This is a genomic window from Escherichia albertii (assembly GCF_028622335.1).
GTDB lineage: Bacteria > Pseudomonadota > Gammaproteobacteria > Enterobacterales > Enterobacteriaceae > Escherichia > Escherichia albertii.
The window spans coordinates 2,583,245-2,599,776 of record NZ_CP117568.1 but is presented as its reverse complement, the minus strand read 5'-3'; the positions used below and the strand labels follow the sequence as shown (position 1 = coordinate 2,599,776).

At 53.1% G+C, this 16,532-nt stretch carries 17 protein-coding genes; 15 read left to right on the top strand and 2 right to left on the bottom strand.

Annotated elements, in window-relative coordinates:
- The first annotated feature begins 7 nt into the window (after window positions 1–7).
- From livH to ugpQ, 11 genes are all read left to right on the top strand, one after another.
- On the top strand, window positions 8–934 hold the full coding sequence (livH, locus tag PS053_RS12680) for a high-affinity branched-chain amino acid ABC transporter permease LivH (RefSeq protein WP_001295111.1): 927 nt from the start codon (window positions 8–10) through the stop codon (window positions 932–934).
- Window positions 931–2,208, top strand: a complete 1,278-nt coding sequence (livM, locus tag PS053_RS12675; protein ID WP_256879194.1) for a branched chain amino acid ABC transporter permease LivM — start codon at window positions 931–933, stop codon at window positions 2,206–2,208. The genes livH and livM overlap by 4 nt, the downstream gene beginning before the upstream one ends.
- Entirely contained in the window at window positions 2,205–2,972 is a 768-nt protein-coding gene (gene livG / locus PS053_RS12670; RefSeq protein WP_000082101.1) for a high-affinity branched-chain amino acid ABC transporter ATP-binding protein LivG, read from the top strand. The genes livM and livG overlap by 4 nt, the downstream gene beginning before the upstream one ends.
- A gap of 1 nt (window position 2,973) precedes the next feature.
- On the top strand, window positions 2,974–3,687 hold the full coding sequence (gene livF / locus PS053_RS12665) for a high-affinity branched-chain amino acid ABC transporter ATP-binding protein LivF (RefSeq protein WP_000416890.1): 714 nt from the start codon (window positions 2,974–2,976) through the stop codon (window positions 3,685–3,687).
- A 131-nt stretch (window positions 3,688–3,818) separates the two neighbouring features.
- Entirely contained in the window at window positions 3,819–4,109 is a 291-nt protein-coding gene (locus tag PS053_RS12660) for a hypothetical protein (RefSeq protein ID WP_000346991.1), read from the top strand.
- 114 nt (window positions 4,110–4,223) lie between these two features.
- On the top strand, window positions 4,224–4,970 hold the full coding sequence (locus tag PS053_RS12655; protein ID WP_000558826.1) for a PLDc N-terminal domain-containing protein: 747 nt from the start codon (window positions 4,224–4,226) through the stop codon (window positions 4,968–4,970).
- Between the two features lie 348 nt (window positions 4,971–5,318).
- Window positions 5,319–6,635, top strand: a complete 1,317-nt coding sequence (gene ugpB / locus PS053_RS12650; RefSeq protein WP_000803590.1) for a sn-glycerol-3-phosphate ABC transporter substrate-binding protein UgpB — start codon at window positions 5,319–5,321, stop codon at window positions 6,633–6,635.
- Between the two features lie 97 nt (window positions 6,636–6,732).
- Complete coding sequence (ugpA, locus tag PS053_RS12645; protein ID WP_000099274.1) at window positions 6,733–7,620, top strand: sn-glycerol-3-phosphate ABC transporter permease UgpA; 888 nt, start codon at window positions 6,733–6,735, stop codon at window positions 7,618–7,620.
- Entirely contained in the window at window positions 7,617–8,462 is an 846-nt protein-coding gene (gene ugpE / locus PS053_RS12640; RefSeq protein ID WP_000572183.1) for a sn-glycerol-3-phosphate ABC transporter permease UgpE, read from the top strand. The genes ugpA and ugpE overlap by 4 nt, the downstream gene beginning before the upstream one ends.
- A gap of 1 nt (window position 8,463) precedes the next feature.
- Window positions 8,464–9,534, top strand: coding sequence for a sn-glycerol 3-phosphate ABC transporter ATP binding protein UgpC (ugpC, locus tag PS053_RS12635; RefSeq protein WP_256879193.1), 1,071 nt, complete (start codon window positions 8,464–8,466; stop codon window positions 9,532–9,534).
- Window positions 9,531–10,274, top strand: a complete 744-nt coding sequence (gene ugpQ, locus PS053_RS12630; RefSeq protein WP_256879192.1) for a glycerophosphodiester phosphodiesterase — start codon at window positions 9,531–9,533, stop codon at window positions 10,272–10,274. The genes ugpC and ugpQ overlap by 4 nt, the downstream gene beginning before the upstream one ends.
- Here ugpQ and PS053_RS12625 read toward each other — a convergent pair.
- A complete protein-coding gene (locus PS053_RS12625) occupies window positions 10,261–10,629 on the bottom strand; it encodes a DUF2756 family protein (RefSeq protein ID WP_000825988.1) in 369 nt (122 codons plus the stop codon). The two genes, ugpQ and PS053_RS12625, sit on opposite strands and share 14 nt — an antisense overlap.
- 119 nt (window positions 10,630–10,748) lie before the next feature.
- Between PS053_RS12625 and ggt the strand changes: the two genes are divergently transcribed.
- The gene (gene ggt / locus PS053_RS12620; RefSeq protein ID WP_059235664.1) at window positions 10,749–12,494 is read left to right on the top strand and encodes a gamma-glutamyltransferase; all 1,746 of its coding nucleotides are present in this window, start codon (window positions 10,749–10,751) and stop codon (window positions 12,492–12,494) included.
- 62 nt (window positions 12,495–12,556) lie between these two features.
- Here ggt and yhhY read toward each other — a convergent pair whose 3' ends face one another.
- The gene (gene yhhY, locus PS053_RS12615) at window positions 12,557–13,045 is read right to left on the bottom strand and encodes an N-acetyltransferase (RefSeq protein ID WP_002460223.1); all 489 of its coding nucleotides are present in this window, start codon (window positions 13,043–13,045) and stop codon (window positions 12,557–12,559) included.
- Between the two features lie 455 nt (window positions 13,046–13,500).
- On the opposite strand from yhhY, the gene PS053_RS12610 reads away from it, so the two are divergent.
- From PS053_RS12610 to gntR, 3 genes are all read left to right on the top strand, one after another.
- Window positions 13,501–14,538, top strand: coding sequence for an oxidoreductase (locus PS053_RS12610; RefSeq protein WP_137646950.1), 1,038 nt, complete (start codon window positions 13,501–13,503; stop codon window positions 14,536–14,538).
- A gap of 122 nt (window positions 14,539–14,660) precedes the next feature.
- A complete protein-coding gene (yhhW, locus tag PS053_RS12605) occupies window positions 14,661–15,356 on the top strand; it encodes a quercetin 2,3-dioxygenase (protein WP_000639818.1) in 696 nt (231 codons plus the stop codon).
- A 93-nt stretch (window positions 15,357–15,449) separates the two neighbouring features.
- Window positions 15,450–16,445, top strand: a complete 996-nt coding sequence (gene gntR, locus PS053_RS12600; RefSeq protein WP_000730266.1) for a gluconate operon transcriptional repressor GntR — start codon at window positions 15,450–15,452, stop codon at window positions 16,443–16,445.
- The last annotated feature ends 87 nt before the right edge of the window (window positions 16,446–16,532 follow it).

Genomic DNA, 16,532 nt, shown 5'->3' with positions numbered 1-16,532 from the left:
TTACCTTATGTCTGAGCAGTTTTTGTATTTCTTGCAGCAGATGTTTAACGGCGTCACGCTGGGCAGTACCTACGCGCTGATAGCCATCGGCTACACCATGGTTTACGGCATTATCGGCATGATCAACTTCGCCCACGGCGAGGTTTATATGATTGGCAGCTACGTCTCTTTTATGATCATCGCCGCGCTGATGATGATGGGTATTGATACCGGGTGGCTGTTGGTGGCGGCGGGATTTGTCGGCGCAATCGTCATTGCCAGCGCCTACGGCTGGAGTATTGAACGGGTGGCCTATCGCCCGGTGCGAAACTCTAAGCGTTTGATTGCCCTGATTTCCGCAATCGGCATGTCTATCTTCCTGCAAAACTACGTCAGTCTGACCGAAGGTTCGCGCGACGTGGCGCTGCCCAGCCTGTTTAACGGTCAGTGGGTGGTGGGTCATAGCGAAAACTTCTCCGCCTCTATTACTACCATGCAGGCGGTGATCTGGATTGTCACCTTCCTTGCCATGCTGGCGCTGACGATTTTCATTCGCTACTCCCGCATGGGGCGCGCCTGTCGTGCCTGCGCAGAAGATCTGAAAATGGCGAGCCTGCTCGGTATCAACACCGACCGGGTGATTGCGCTGACTTTTGTGATTGGCGCGGCGATGGCAGCGGTGGCGGGCGTTCTGCTCGGTCAGTTCTACGGCGTAATTAACCCCTACATCGGCTTTATGGCCGGAATGAAAGCCTTTACCGCAGCGGTGCTCGGCGGAATTGGCAGTATTCCAGGGGCGATGATTGGCGGCCTGATTCTGGGGATTGCGGAGGCGCTCTCTTCTGCCTATCTGAGTACGGAATATAAAGATGTGGTCTCATTCGCCCTGCTGATTCTGGTGCTGCTGGTGATGCCGACCGGTATTCTGGGTCGCCCGGAGGTAGAGAAAGTATGAAACTGATGCATATTGCAATGGCGCTGCTCTCTGCTGCCATGTTCTTTGTCCTCGCGGGCGTCTTTATGGGCGTGCAACTGGAGCTGGACGGCACCAAACTGGTGGTCGGCAGCGCTTCGGATGTTCGTTGGGAATGGGTGTTTATTGGCACGGCGGTGGTCTTTTTCTTCCAGCTTGTGCGACCTGCTTTCCAGAAAGGGTTGAAAAGCGTTTCCGGGCCGAAGTTTATTCTGCCTGCGATTGATGGCTCCACGGTGAAACAGAAACTGTTCCTTGTAGCGCTGCTGGTTCTTGCGGTGGCGTGGCCGTTTATGGTGTCGCGTGGGACGGTGGATATCGCCACTCTGACCATGATCTACATTATTCTCGGTCTCGGGCTGAACGTGGTGGTGGGGCTTTCTGGTCTGCTGGTGCTGGGGTACGGCGGCTTTTACGCCATCGGCGCTTACACTTTTGCGCTGCTCAATCACTATTACGGTCTGGGCTTCTGGACCTGTCTGCCGATTGCCGGGTTAATGGCGGCGGCGGCAGGCTTTTTGCTCGGCTTTCCGGTACTGCGTTTGCGCGGTGACTATCTGGCGATCGTTACCCTCGGTTTCGGTGAAATTGTGCGCATATTGCTGCTTAATAACACTGAAATTACCGGCGGCCCGAATGGCATTAGTCAGATCCCGAAACCGACCTTTTTTGGCCTCGAATTTAGTCGTACTGCCCGTGAAGGCGGCTGGGATACTTTCAGCAATTTCTTTGGCCTGAAATACGATCCGTCCGATCGCGTCATCTTCCTCTACCTGGTGGCGTTGCTGCTGGTGGTGTTTTCTTTGTTCGTTATTAACCGTTTGCTGCGAATGCCGCTGGGCCGTGCGTGGGAAGCGTTGCGAGAAGACGAGATCGCCTGCCGTTCGCTGGGCTTAAGTCCGCGTCGTATCAAGCTGACCGCCTTTACCATCAGCGCCGCGTTTGCGGGTTTTGCCGGAACGTTGTTCGCGGCGCGCCAGGGTTTTGTCAGCCCGGAATCCTTCACCTTTGCCGAATCGGCGTTTGTGCTGGCGATAGTGGTGCTCGGTGGTATGGGATCGCAGTTCGCGGTGATTCTGGCGGCAATTTTGCTGGTGGTGTCGCGCGAGTTGATGCGTGATTTCAACGAATACAGCATGTTAATGCTCGGTGGTTTGATGGTGCTGATGATGATCTGGCGTCCGCAGGGCTTGCTGCCCATGACGCGCCCGCAACTCAAGCTGAAAAACGGCGCAGCGAAAGGAGAGCAGGCATGAGTCAGCCATTATTATCTGTTAACGGCCTGATGATGCGCTTCGGCGGCCTGCTGGCGGTGAACAACGTCAATCTTGAACTGTACCCGCAGGAGATCGTCTCGTTAATCGGCCCTAACGGTGCCGGAAAAACCACGGTCTTCAACTGCCTGACCGGATTCTACAAACCCACCGGCGGCACTATTTTACTGCGCGATCAGCATCTGGAAGGTTTGCCCGGCCAGCAAATCGCCCGCATGGGCGTGGTGCGCACCTTCCAGCATGTGCGTCTGTTCCGTGAAATGACGGTGATTGAAAACTTGCTGGTGGCGCAGCATCAGCAACTGAAAACCGGGCTGTTCTCTGGCCTGTTGAAAACGCCTTCTTTCCGTCGCGCCCAGAGCGAAGCCCTCGACCGCGCCGCCACCTGGCTTGAGCGCATTGGTTTGCTGGAACACGCCAACCGCCAGGCGAGCAACCTGGCCTATGGCGACCAGCGCCGTCTTGAGATTGCCCGCTGTATGGTGACGCAGCCGGAGATTTTAATGCTCGACGAACCGGCAGCAGGTCTTAACCCGAAAGAGACGAAAGAGCTGGATGAGCTGATTGCCGAACTGCGCAATCATCACAACACCACTATCTTGTTGATTGAACACGATATGAAGCTGGTGATGGGTATTTCAGACAGAATTTACGTGGTCAATCAGGGGACGCCACTGGCAAACGGTACGCCGGAGCAGATCCGTAATAACCCGGACGTGATCCGTGCCTATTTAGGTGAGGCATAAGATGGAAAAAGTCATGTTGTCCTTTGACAAAGTCAGCGCCCACTACGGCAAAATCCAGGCGCTGCATGAGGTGAGTCTGCATATCAATCAGGGCGAGATTGTCACCCTGATTGGTGCAAACGGTGCGGGGAAAACGACACTGCTGGGCACGTTATGCGGCGACCCGCGCGCCACCAGTGGGCGAATTGTGTTTGATGATAAAGACATTACCGACTGGCAGACGGCGAAAATCATGCGCGAAGCGGTGGCGATTGTCCCGGAAGGACGTCGCGTCTTCTCACGCATGACGGTGGAAGAGAACCTGGCGATGGGCGGCTTCTTTGCCGAACGTGACCAGTTCCAGGAGCGCATAAAGTGGGTCTATGAACTATTTCCACGTTTGCATGAGCGTCGTATTCAGCGAGCGGGCACTATGTCCGGTGGTGAACAGCAGATGCTGGCGATTGGTCGTGCGTTGATGAGCAATCCGCGTTTGCTACTGCTTGATGAACCCTCGCTCGGACTGGCGCCGATTATCATCCAGCAAATTTTCGACACCATCGAGCAATTGCGCGAGCAGGGGATGACCATTTTCCTCGTCGAGCAGAACGCCAACCAGGCGCTGAAGCTGGCGGATCGCGGCTACGTGCTGGAAAACGGCCACGTCGTGCTCGAAGACACCGGCGATGCGCTGCTGGCGAACGAGGCGGTCAGAAGCGCGTATTTGGGGGGATAACTGTTTACTGCCTGATGGTGTTCTGGACGGCACTGCAAAAAGCGAATCTTGATTCGGACTGATTTGCTGCTGGCTGTAGGGGTTAAATGCGCCCAGTATCGATGTCAGAAGATTTGGCTGGATGTAAGAGAATGGATTTCTTAACGGTCTTTTTAAAGCTATTTTGCTGCGCGGTTGTTTTGCGATGGAGTTCTTCAGACGAAAACGATAAATCGTGCAGCACGCTGATCGTCTATTTTAGCGCCTGGCTGTACGCAGGTTGGGTTGGAATAACATTTGAACCTTTGCGAGGGCTGGGAGTACTTATTTTCCCAGTCATTGCCTTATGGCTAGCGGATAAAAAAATAAACTTACTACTTGGTGCAAGCGTACTGCTCGTGGGCTATGCCATTGTCTTTATTCAGTCATACACCGGGGGATAGCTGTTAAATCCGGTCGTGGGCAATCAATGAACTTCGTCCGTATACAGACTTGTTTCAACGGGTCGGGAGGATTAAAACCAGACCTCATATTTTTGCCACGGAAAGGTCCCTCCCATGCATTACGCTGTTATCGTTATGCTTGAACTGCTGTGCTGTATTCACGCTTATCGTACCGGACAAGAGAGATACTGGATTTTTATCATCTTCTTTTTTCCGGTGATTGGCTGCGTGGCATATTTTGTCCTGGTGATGTTGCCAGAAACCGGAGCTGACCGTCATGGGCGTTCCTTGCTGATGCGTTTGCAGGACAAAATCAACCCGGAACGCCACCTGCGCAAATTAACCGAAGAGCTGGCGATTGCCGAGACGAATCAAAACCACTATCAACTTGCCAACGAACTGGCGCGCCTCGAACGCTACCACGAAGCTGTTCCCCATTATCAGCAGGCGTTAGGCGGGATATTCGCCCATGAAGCGGTAATGATGTTAAGTCTGGCGCAGGCGCAATTTGCCATTCAGGAGTTCGCCGCCTGTCAGCAGACGCTGGAAGATGTGATGCGCTATAACCCTGATTTTCAGTCGGCAGAAGGGCATCTGTTATTCGCCAGAGCGTTAGCGGCACAGGAAAAATATACTGATGCGGAAAGTGAGTTTGAGGTATTAATTTCTTATTACTCAGGCCCGCAGGCGCGTATTTATTATGCGGAGATGCTGGCAAAAATGAACCGACTCCGTGAAGCCAATGAGCAGTATGTTGCTGTGGTTGATACGGCTAAACGTTCAAGACCTCATTATAGAAAACACCACCGGGAATGGATTAAGACCGCCAATGAACGGCTGAAGCAGAGTGTGGTGCGATAAAAATTGTCTTTGCTGTTAGACCTGTCTGTGGGTAACCTTTTGTTAAAATTGGAAAATATCGCTCCTGTAGGCCGGATAAGGCATTTACGCCGCATCCGGCATGAAACGATAAACACGTTATCTACAATCTGTAGCGTTTGACACAGATCTTCTCTTTTTCCTGCTTATCCGTGCCCCATCTCCCATTTTCCTTTCCCCGCGTCGTCACTGCCTTGTCATCTCTCTGACACCTTACTATCTTAAAAATGTAACAAAATAGTTATTTTTCTGTAATTCGAGCATGTCATGTTACCCCGCGAGCATAAAACGCGTGAATTCACGCATTCGGTACAACAAGAGAGATAATCAATGAAACCGTTACGTTATACAGCTTCAGCACTGGCGCTCGGAGTGGCTTTAATGGCAAATGCGCAGGCAGTGACGACTATTCCGTTCTGGCATTCTATGGAAGGGGAACTGGGTAAAGAGGTGGACTCTCTGGCCCAGCGTTTTAACGCCGAAAACCCGGATTACAAAATCGTACCGACCTATAAAGGCAACTACGAACAGAATTTAAGTGCGGGGATTGCCGCATTCCGCACCGGCAACGCTCCGGCTATTTTGCAAGTTTATGAAGTTGGCACCGCCACCATGATGGCGTCGAAAGCCATTAAACCGGTGTATGACGTGTTTAAAGAGGCGGGGATTAACTTCGATGAGTCGCAGTTTGTGCCAACGATTTCCGGTTACTACTCCGACAGCAAAACCGGACACTTACTCTCCCAGCCGTTCAACAGCTCGACTCCTGTTCTCTATTACAACAAAGACGCCTTCAAGAAAGCGGGGTTAGACCCGGAACAGCCGCCGAAAACCTGGCAGGATCTGGCGGACTATGCCGCGAAACTGAAAGCCTCTGGTATGAAGTGCGGCTACGCCAGCGGCTGGCAGGGCTGGATCCAACTGGAAAACTTTAGCGCCTGGAACGGTTTGCCGTTTGCCAGCAAAAACAACGGCTTTGATGGCACAGATGCCGTGCTGGAGTTCAACAAGCCGGAGCAGGTGAAACACATCGCCATGCTCGAAGAGATGAACAAGAAGGGTGATTTCAGCTACGTCGGGCGTAAGGATGAATCCACCGAGAAGTTCTATAACGGTGATTGTGCGATGACGACCGCCTCTTCAGGTTCTCTTGCCAACATTCGTGAGTACGCCAAATTTAACTACGGTGTCGGCATGATGCCTTACGACGCGGACGCGAAAGATGCGCCGCAAAACGCCATTATCGGCGGAGCCAGTCTGTGGGTGATGCAGGGCAAAGATAAAGAAACTTACATCGGCGTGGCGAAGTTTCTCGACTTCCTCGCGAAGCCGGAAAACGCTGCCGAGTGGCATCAGAAAACCGGTTATCTGCCAATCACCAAAGCGGCTTATGACCTGACCCGTGAACAAGGCTTTTACGAGAAAAACCCAGGGGCGGATATCGCCACGCGTCAGATGCTGAACAAGCCGCCGTTGCCGTTCACCAAAGGGCTGCGTCTGGGCAACATGCCGCAAATCCGCGTGATTGTGGATGAAGAGCTGGAGAGCGTGTGGACCGGTAAGAAGACGCCACAGCAGGCGCTGGATACCGCCGTTGAGCGTGGGGATCAGTTGCTGCGCCGCTTTGAGAAATCGACGAAGTCTTAACCAGTGAAATGCCGGATGTGTTTTGCTTATCTGACCTGTCATCGCGTGTAGGCCGGATAAGCGAAGCGCATCCGGCACAGTTCAGGAATTAACCGTAATGTCATCATCCCGCCCGGTGTTTCGCTCGCGCTGGCTGCCTTATTTGCTGGTCGCGCCGCAGCTCATCATCACCGTTATCTTTTTTATCTGGCCTGCGGGCGAAGCGTTGTGGTACTCGCTGCAAAGCGTCGATCCGTTTGGTTTCTCCAGCCAGTTTGTCGGCCTGGATAATTTCGTCGCGCTGTTCCATGACAGTTACTATCTCGACGCCTTCTGGACGACGATAAAATTTAGCACCTTTGTCACCGTCAGCGGTTTGCTGGTGTCGCTGTTCTTTGCGGCGCTGGTGGAGTACATCGTGCGCGGCAGCCGTTTCTATCAAACCTTAATGCTGCTGCCATATGCCGTGGCCCCCGCCGTTGCCGCCGTATTGTGGATATTTTTGTTTAATCCCGGCCGCGGGCTGATTACCCATTTTCTCGCTGAGTTCGGCTATGACTGGAACCACGCACAAAACAGTGGTCAGGCGATGTTCCTGGTGGTGTTTGCTTCGGTGTGGAAACAAATCAGCTACAACTTTCTGTTCTTCTATGCCGCGCTGCAATCCATTCCCCGTTCGTTGATCGAAGCCGCAGCCATCGATGGTGCAGGCCCAATTCGCCGCTTCTTTAAGATTGCGCTGCCGCTTATCGCCCCGGTGAGTTTCTTCCTGTTGGTGGTGAACCTGGTATACGCCTTCTTCGATACCTTCCCGGTGATCGATGCCGCTACGTCCGGCGGGCCGGTTCAGGCCACCACGACGCTGATTTATAAGATCTACCGTGAAGGCTTTACTGGACTGGATCTGGCTTCGTCTGCCGCGCAGTCGGTAGTGTTGATGTTCCTCGTCATCGTGCTGACGGTGGTGCAGTTCCGCTATGTTGAAAGCAAGGTGCGTTACCAATGATTGAGAACCGTCCGTGGCTGACAATATTCAGCCATACCATGCTGATCCTTGGGATCGCGGTGATCCTCTTCCCGCTGTACGTGGCGTTTGTCGCGGCGACGCTGGATAAACAAGAAGTCTACGCCGCGCCGATGACGCTCATCCCCGGCACGCATCTGCTGGAAAACATCCACAACATTTGGGTAAACGGAGTCGGCACGAATAGCGCGCCGTTCTGGCGGATGTTGCTTAACAGCTTCGTGATGGCGTTCAGCATTACGCTCGGCAAAATTACCGTTTCGATGCTCTCAGCATTTGCCATTGTCTGGTTTCGTTTTCCGCTACGTAACCTCTTCTTCTGGATGATTTTTATCACCCTGATGCTGCCGGTTGAAGTGCGTATCTTCCCGACGGTGGAAGTCATCGCCAACCTGAAAATGCTCGACAGCTACGCAGGTTTAACGCTGCCGCTGATGGCCTCGGCGACCGCCACGTTTCTGTTTCGCCAGTTCTTTATGACCCTACCGGATGAACTGGTGGAAGCCGCGCGGATCGACGGCGCGTCGCCAATGCGTTTCTTTTGCGACATCGTTTTTCCGCTGTCGAAAACCAATCTGGCGGCGCTATTTGTGATCACCTTTATCTACGGCTGGAACCAGTATTTGTGGCCGTTGTTGATTATTACCGACGTGGATCTCGGTACCACCGTGGCAGGGATCAAAGGGATGATCGCTACAGGCGAAGGCACCACGGAATGGAATTCGGTGATGGCGGCAATGTTGTTAACCCTGATCCCACCAGTAGTGATTGTTTTAGTGATGCAGCGTGCCTTTGTGCGCGGCCTGGTCGATAGTGAGAAATAAGATGGCAGGACTGAAATTACAGGCAGTAACCAAAAGCTGGGATGGCAAAACCCAGGTCATTAAACCGCTGACCCTCGATGTGGCAGATGGTGAATTTATCGTGATGGTCGGGCCGTCTGGCTGCGGGAAATCCACGCTGCTGCGCATGGTCGCCGGGCTGGAGCGGGTAACGACGGGTGATATCTGGATTGACCGCAAGTGTGTCACTGAAATGGAGCCGAAAGATCGCGGGATTGCGATGGTGTTCCAGAACTACGCGCTCTATCCGCATATGAGCGTCGAAGAAAACATGGCGTGGGGGCTGAAAATTCGCGGCATGGGCAAGCAACAAATAGCCGAGCGCGTCAAAGAAGCGGCGCGAATTCTGGAGCTGGACGGCCTGCTCAAGCGCCGCCCGCGCGAGCTTTCTGGCGGTCAGCGCCAACGTGTGGCGATGGGGCGTGCGATTGTGCGCGAGCCGGCAGTGTTCCTGTTTGATGAGCCACTCTCTAACCTCGACGCTAAGCTGCGCGTGCAGATGCGCCTTGAATTACAACAATTACACCGCCGCCTGAAAACGACATCGCTCTACGTCACCCACGATCAGGTTGAGGCGATGACGCTTGCCCAACGGGTAATGGTGATGAATGGCGGCGTTGCCGAACAGATTGGCACGCCGGTTGAAGTTTACGAAAAGCCCGCCAGTCTGTTTGTGGCGAGTTTTATCGGCAGTCCGGCGATGAACCTGCTGGCAGGCCGCGTGAATAACGCAGGCACGCATTTCGAACTGGACGGCGGCATCGCGCTGCCGCTAAACGGTGGCTACCGTCAGTATGCCGGACGTAAAATGACCCTCGGCATTCGCCCGGAACATATTGCGTTAAGCTCGCAGGCAGAAGGCGGCATACCACTGGTGATGGACACGCTGGAGATCCTCGGCGCAGATAACCTGGCGCACGGGCGCTGGGGCGAACAGAAGCTGGTGGTGCGGTTGGCGCATCAGGAACGCCCGACGGCAGGCAGTACGCTGTGGCTGCATCTGCCGGAAAATCAGCTACATCTTTTTGATGGTGAAACAGGACAACGAGTATGAGTAACTGGCCTTATCCCCGCATCGTCGCCCATCGTGGCGGCGGTAAACTGGCCCCAGAAAACACCCTGGCGGCAATCGACGTGGGGGCAAAATACGGTCATAAGATGATCGAATTTGACGCGAAGTTATCGAAAGATGGTGAGATCTTCTTGCTCCATGACGACAATCTCGAACGTACCAGCAATGGCTGGGGCGTGGCGGGCGAACTGAACTGGCAGGATTTACTGCGCGTGGATGCAGGCAGTTGGTACAGCAAAGCGTTTAAAGGCGAGCCGCTGCCGTTGCTTTCGCAAGTAGCGGAACGCTGCCGTGAATACGGGATGATGGCGAATATTGAAATCAAACCCACCACCGGCACCGGGCCGTTGACGGGCAAAAGGGTGGCACTGGCGGCACGCGATCTGTGGGCTGGTATGACGCCGCCGCTGCTGTCATCGTTTGAGATTGATGCTTTAGAAGCTGCACAACAGGCAGTACCAGAACTGCCGCGCGGTTTGTTGCTTGATGAGTGGCGCGACGACTGGCGCGAACTGACTATGCGGCTGGGCTGCGTCTCCATTCATCTCAATTATAAGTTACTCGGTAAAGCGCGAGTGATGCAGTTGAAAGACGCGGGATTACGGATTCTGGTGTATACCGTCAACAAACCCCAGCGCGCGGCAGAGTTGCTGCGCTGGGGCGTGGATTGCATCTGTACTGATGCGATTGACGCGATTGGTCCGAACTTTACGGCCCAATAGTTTTCAGCGGTATGTCAGGTTGCGACGTGCTGGGCGGATTCAGCATGTCGCCGTTTCTCCTCTCTTGCAGCATATGCTGCCGGGCGGGATTTAGCTCCCCCGGCTGTGACTGCAATACCCGCTGGGAGTTGCTATTAATCTGGTTTTCTAAATGCTGTTGCTGTAACTGAGTCTGTGTTTTCAATTGCTGGTTTAGCATCCCTTTTTGCTGGATTTGTTGCGTTTGCATTTGGGTTTGCATCCGCTGCTGGCTGGGGATCTGATATCCCGGCAGGTTCGGGTTATTCAGAGTATTAATGGGCTGTGCAAAGCAGACAAACGGTAACAGTGCCGTAAGAATCAGAAGTCGTTTCATCGCGTATCCTCCTCTGAAGATATCTCTTAAGTTTACTCCTTTCCTGTAATCATCAGGATCAATTCAGAGTTATATACCAGGCTTAGCTGGGGTTGCCCCTTAATCTCTGGAGAATAACGATGATAAGACCGACGTTTTTACGCCGGGTGGCTATCGCTGCTCTGCTCTCAGGATGTTGTTTTAGTGTTATCGCTGCACCGCCTGCGCCGTCTCCCGTTTCATATGGTGTGGAAGAAGATGTTTTCCATCCTGTACGTGCGAAACAGGGGATGGTGGCGTCTGTGGATGCCACTGCCACTCAGGTGGGGGTGGATATTCTTAAGCAGGGCGGGAATGCCGTTGATGCCGCCGTGGCGGTGGGCTACGCGCTGGCGGTAACGCATCCGCAGGCGGGGAATCTGGGCGGTGGCGGTTTTATGCTGATCCGCACTAAAGATGGCAATACCACCGCTATCGATTTCCGTGAGATGGCACCCGCCAAAGCGACCCGCGATATGTTCCTTGATGATCAGGGCAACCCGGACAACAAAAAATCACTCACTTCGCATCTGGCCTCCGGCACGCCGGGCACGGTCGCGGGCTTCTCGCTGGCGCTGGATAAATATGGCACCATGCCGCTGAACAAAGTCGTGCAGCCGGCGTTTAAACTGGCACGCGATGGTTTTATTGTTAATGACGCGCTGGCTGACGATCTCAAAACCTACGGTAGCGAAGTGCTGCCAAATCACGAAAACAGCAAGGCTATCTTCTGGAAAGAGGGCGAGCCGCTGAAAAAGGGTGACAAACTGGTGCAGGCAAATCTGGCAAAGAGCCTGGAGATGATTGCCGAAAATGGCCCGGACGAATTCTACAAAGGCACGATAGCAGAGCAGATCGCCCAGGAGATGCAGAAAAACGGTGGCTTGATCACTAAGGAAGATTTAGCCGCGTATAAAGCGGTCGAACGCACACCAATAAGCGGCGATTATCGCGGGTATCAGGTTTACTCCATGCCACCGCCATCTTCCGGCGGGATTCATATCGTACAAATCCTCAATATTCTGGAAAACTTCGATATGAAGAAATACGGCTTTGGCAGTGCCGATGCGATGCAAATCATGGCTGAAGCCGAGAAACATGCCTACGCCGACCGCTCGGAATATCTTGGCGACCCGGATTTTGTCAAAGTACCGTGGCAGGCGCTGACCAATAAAGCCTATGCCAAATCTATTGCCGATCAAATCGATATCAATAAAGCGAAGCCATCCAGCGAAATTCGTCCTGGCAAGCTTGCGCCTTATGAGAGTAACCAAACTACCCATTACTCAGTGGTGGATAAAGACGGTAACGCCGTGGCGGTGACCTATACGCTGAACACCACCTTTGGTACGGGCATTGTCGCGGGCGAGAGCGGTATTTTGCTTAATAATCAGATGGATGATTTCTCCGCCAAACCAGGCGTACCGAACGTTTACGGGCTGGTGGGCGGTGATGCCAACGCCGTCGGGCCGAATAAACGTCCGCTGTCATCGATGTCACCAACCATTGTAGTGAAAGACGGTAAAACCTGGCTGGTGACCGGTAGCCCTGGCGGTAGCCGGATCATCACTACTGTGCTGCAAATGGTAGTGAACAGCATCGATTATGGTATGAATGTCGCCGAAGCGACCAATGCGCCGCGTTTCCACCATCAGTGGCTGCCGGACGAGCTGCGTGTCGAGAAGGGGTTTAGCCCGGATACGATCAAGCTGCTGGAAGCAAAAGGTCAGAAAGTGGCGCTGAAAGAGGCGATGGGCAGTACGCAAAGCATTATGGTTGGGCCGGACGGTGAGTTATACGGCGCATCCGACCCGCGCTCGGTGGATGATTTAACGGCGGGGTATTAATCTCTTAAGCCCTCTCGCCTACCGGGAGAGGGCTTAAATAACAACCTTAGATTGCAAATTCTCTATTTCATCCGCGCCATATAATACGCATCAACATATTCGCCATTACGCAATGCGTACTTCTTGCCAGTCCCTTCAATCTCAAAGCCGAATTTTTTATAGACCTTAATTGCTGGCGCGTTATCGACAAACACCGTTAGCTCAATGCGCTCTACCCGCAACCAGTTGTCGCACATTTCAATCATTTCTCGCATCAGAGCGCTGGCGACGCCGCGATTCTTCCAGCGCGAGTCAACGCAGATACCAAAATCAGCAACATGGCTACGACGTGGGCGCTGTTGCACGTCAATAGTGAGATGACCCACGACGTCTCCATCAATGCAGGCGACGAGTTGCTTGATGCCGGGACGATCGGCGAGTCGCTCCTGCCACATATGATCGGAAGGATGAGGCACCTGTAGTGTGTTGTAATACACCTCCGGCTGGGCGTGGATTTGCCGAATGGCCTCGTAATCGCGCGTTTCAGCGTGGCGTATCACAATCTCACTCATTCCTCTGTCCTCTTTGGGGTTAATGTCCCTTTCAACATCATTGACTTTCAAATAGGAGTCAACGGCATTTTTTTGCAAAAAGTGTTGGACAAGTGCGAATGAGAATGATTATTATTGTCTCGCGATCAGGAAGACCCTCGCGGAGAACCTGAAAGCACGACATTGCTCACATTGCTTCCAGTATTACTTAGCCAGCCGGGTGCTGGCTTTTTTTTGCGTGTCATTTTGTCCACGGGGAGTGCTCCTCGTGTTGAGACAAATGCGAAATCGCCTGATGCGCTACGCTTATCAGGCCTACACATCGTCCTGAACCGTAGGTCGGATAAGGCGTTCACGCCGCATCCGGCATGAACAACGCGCACTATGCCAACAATCTGACGTACTGAAGCATGAGCATAGGAACCACGTCCGCTTTGCGCTAAGGTGTAACTAACCCCCTTAAAAAGGACGAAATCATGGTCATCAACTGCGCCTTTATTGGCTTCGGCAAAAGCACCACCCGTTACCATCTGCCGTATGTACTTCACCGCAAGGATAGCTGGCATGTCGCGCATATTTTTCGCCGCCATGCAAAGCCGGAAGAACAAGCCCCCATCTATTCCCATATCCATTTCACCAGCGATCTCGACGAAGTATTAAATGATCCCGACGTTAAGCTGGTTGTCGTCTGCACTCATGCGGACAGCCACTTCGAGTACGCGAAGCGCGCACTGGAGGCCGGGAAAAATGTGCTGGTCGAAAAACCGTTCACTCCGACGCTTGCCCAGGCGAAAGAACTTTTTGCGCTGGCGAAAAGCAAAGGGCTGACCGTCACGCCATATCAGAATCGTCGTTTTGACTCCTGTTTCCTGACGGCGAAAAAAGCGATTGAAAGCGGCAAACTGGGAGAAATTGTCGAAGTGGAAAGCCATTTTGACTATTACCGCCCGGTGGCAGAAACCAAACCTGGGCTACCGCCGGATGGCGCGTTCTATGGCCTTGGTGTGCATACGATGGACCAGATTATTTCGTTGTTCGGTCGCCCGGATCATGTCGCTTATGACATCCGCAGCCTGCGTAATAAAGCCAACCCGGACGATACCTTCGAAGCGCAGCTGTTTTATGGTGACCTGAAAGCGATCGTCAAAACCAGTCATCTGGTGAAAATCGATTATCCGAAATTTATCGTTCACGGTAAGAAAGGTTCGTTTATTAAATACGGCATCGACCAGCAGGAAACCAGCCTGAAAGCTAATATTATGCCGGGCGAACCGGGATTCGCAGCGGATGATTCGGTCGGTGTGCTGGAGTATGTCAATGACGAGGGCGTGACGGTCAGAGAAGAGATGACGCCGGAGATGGGCGATTACGGGCGCGTCTACGATGCGTTGTATCAAACCATCACCAACGGTGCACCAAATTACGTCAAGGAATCTGAAGTTCTTACTAATCTGGAAATCCTTGAACGCGGTTTTGAGCAAGCGTCTCCATCCACGGTAACTCTCGCTAAGTAAGTTTGATGGCCCCTTATTTAGTTCAATTTTTTTGAACAGAGGGGTCAATTTTCACCCTCTATCATCCCAGGTAGATCGGGTCCACACTAAGCCCATCGAAATCATTCAGGGGGCGAATACAAATGATCTACTTACGCAAAGCAAATGAACGCGGTCATGCTAATCATGGCTGGCTGGACTCCTGGCATACTTTCTCTTTTGCCAATTATTACGATCCGAACTTTATGGGGTTTTCCGCACTGCGCGTGATTAACGACGACGTGATTGAAGCAGGGCAGGGCTTCGGTACTCACCCGCATAAAGATATGGAAATTTTGACCTACGTGCTGGAAGGTACTGTTGAGCACCAGGACAGCATGGGCAATAAAGAGCAGGTTCCAGCGGGCGAGTTCCAGATTATGAGTGCGGGTACGGGGATTCGTCACTCAGAGTACAACCCAAGCAGCACCGAGCGTCTGCATCTGTATCAGATCTGGATCATGCCAGAAGAAAACGGCATTACGCCGCGTTATGAACAGCGTCGCTTCGATGCCGTGCAAGGCAAACAACTGGTGCTCTCGCCGGATGCGCGTGATGGTTCGCTGAAAGTGCATCAGGATATGGAACTGTACCGCTGGGCGCTGGTGAAAGATGAGCAGTCGGTGCATCAGATTGCCGCTGAACGCCGCGTCTGGATTCAGGTGGTGAAAGGCAATGTCACCATTAACGGCGTGAAAGCTTCGACCAGCGATGGTCTGGCAATCTGGGATGAGCAGGCGATCTCCGTTCATGCTGATAGCGACAGTGAAATCCTGCTGTTCGATTTACCGCCAGTCTAAATTAATCTCACAAACCTTCCCGAGGAATCGGGAAGGTTCTTATGCGTCCGTGGTAAACTGTAGGAATCTATCCCTTTTGTACCTTTCAGGACGATGAAAAAGAAAAGACCCGTACTTCAGGATGTGGCTGACCGTGTAGGCGTGACCAAAATGACGGTCAGCCGCTTTTTGCGTAACCCGGAGCAGGTTTCCGTCGCTCTACGTGGCAAGATTGCCGCCGCTCTTGATGAACTGGGCTATATTCCCAATCGCGCGCCCGATATCCTCTCTAACGCTACCAGCCGGGCGATTGGCGTCCTGTTACCTTCCCTGACTAACCAGGTTTTCGCCGAAGTATTACGCGGCATCGAAAGTGTTACCGACGCCCACGGTTATCAAACCATGTTGGCCCACTACGGTTATAAGCCGGAAATGGAGCAGGAACGCCTCGAATCGATGCTCTCGTGGAATATCGACGGGCTGATCCTGACTGAACGTACCCATACGCCGCGTACCTTAAAAATGATTGAGGTGGCGGGGATCCCGGTGGTGGAGTTGATGGACAGCCAGTCGCCGTGTCTCGATATTGCCGTCGGTTTTAATAACTTTGAAGCGGCACGCCAGATGACCACAGCCATCATTGCCCGCGGACATCGACATGTGGCTTATCTGGGGGCGCGCCTCGACGAACGTACCATCATCAAACAGAAGGGATACGAACAGGCGATGCTGGATGCCGGCCTGGTGCCGTATAGCGTGATGGTCGAGCAATCTTCTTCATACTCATCCGGTATCGAGCTGATTCGCCAGGCGCGGCGGGAATATCCGCAACTGGATGGCGTGTTCTGTACCAACGATGACCTTGCCGTCGGCGCGGCGTTTGAATGCCAGCGTCTGGGCTTAAAAATCCCGGATGATATCGCGATTGCTGGTTTCCACGGCCACGATATTGGTCAGGTGATGGAGCCCCGTCTTGCAAGCGTACTGACGCCGCGTGAGCGAATGGGCAGCATTGGCGCTGAACGCCTGCTGGCGCGTATTCGTGGCGAAACAGTGACGCCGAAAATGTTAGATTTAGGTTTCACCTTGTCACCGGGCGGATCTATTTAAGTCCACAAATTTGAAGTAGCTCACACTTATACACTTAAGGCACGGATGGATATTGCTTCTGATTTTGTCCGGCTGGACAATGTTACC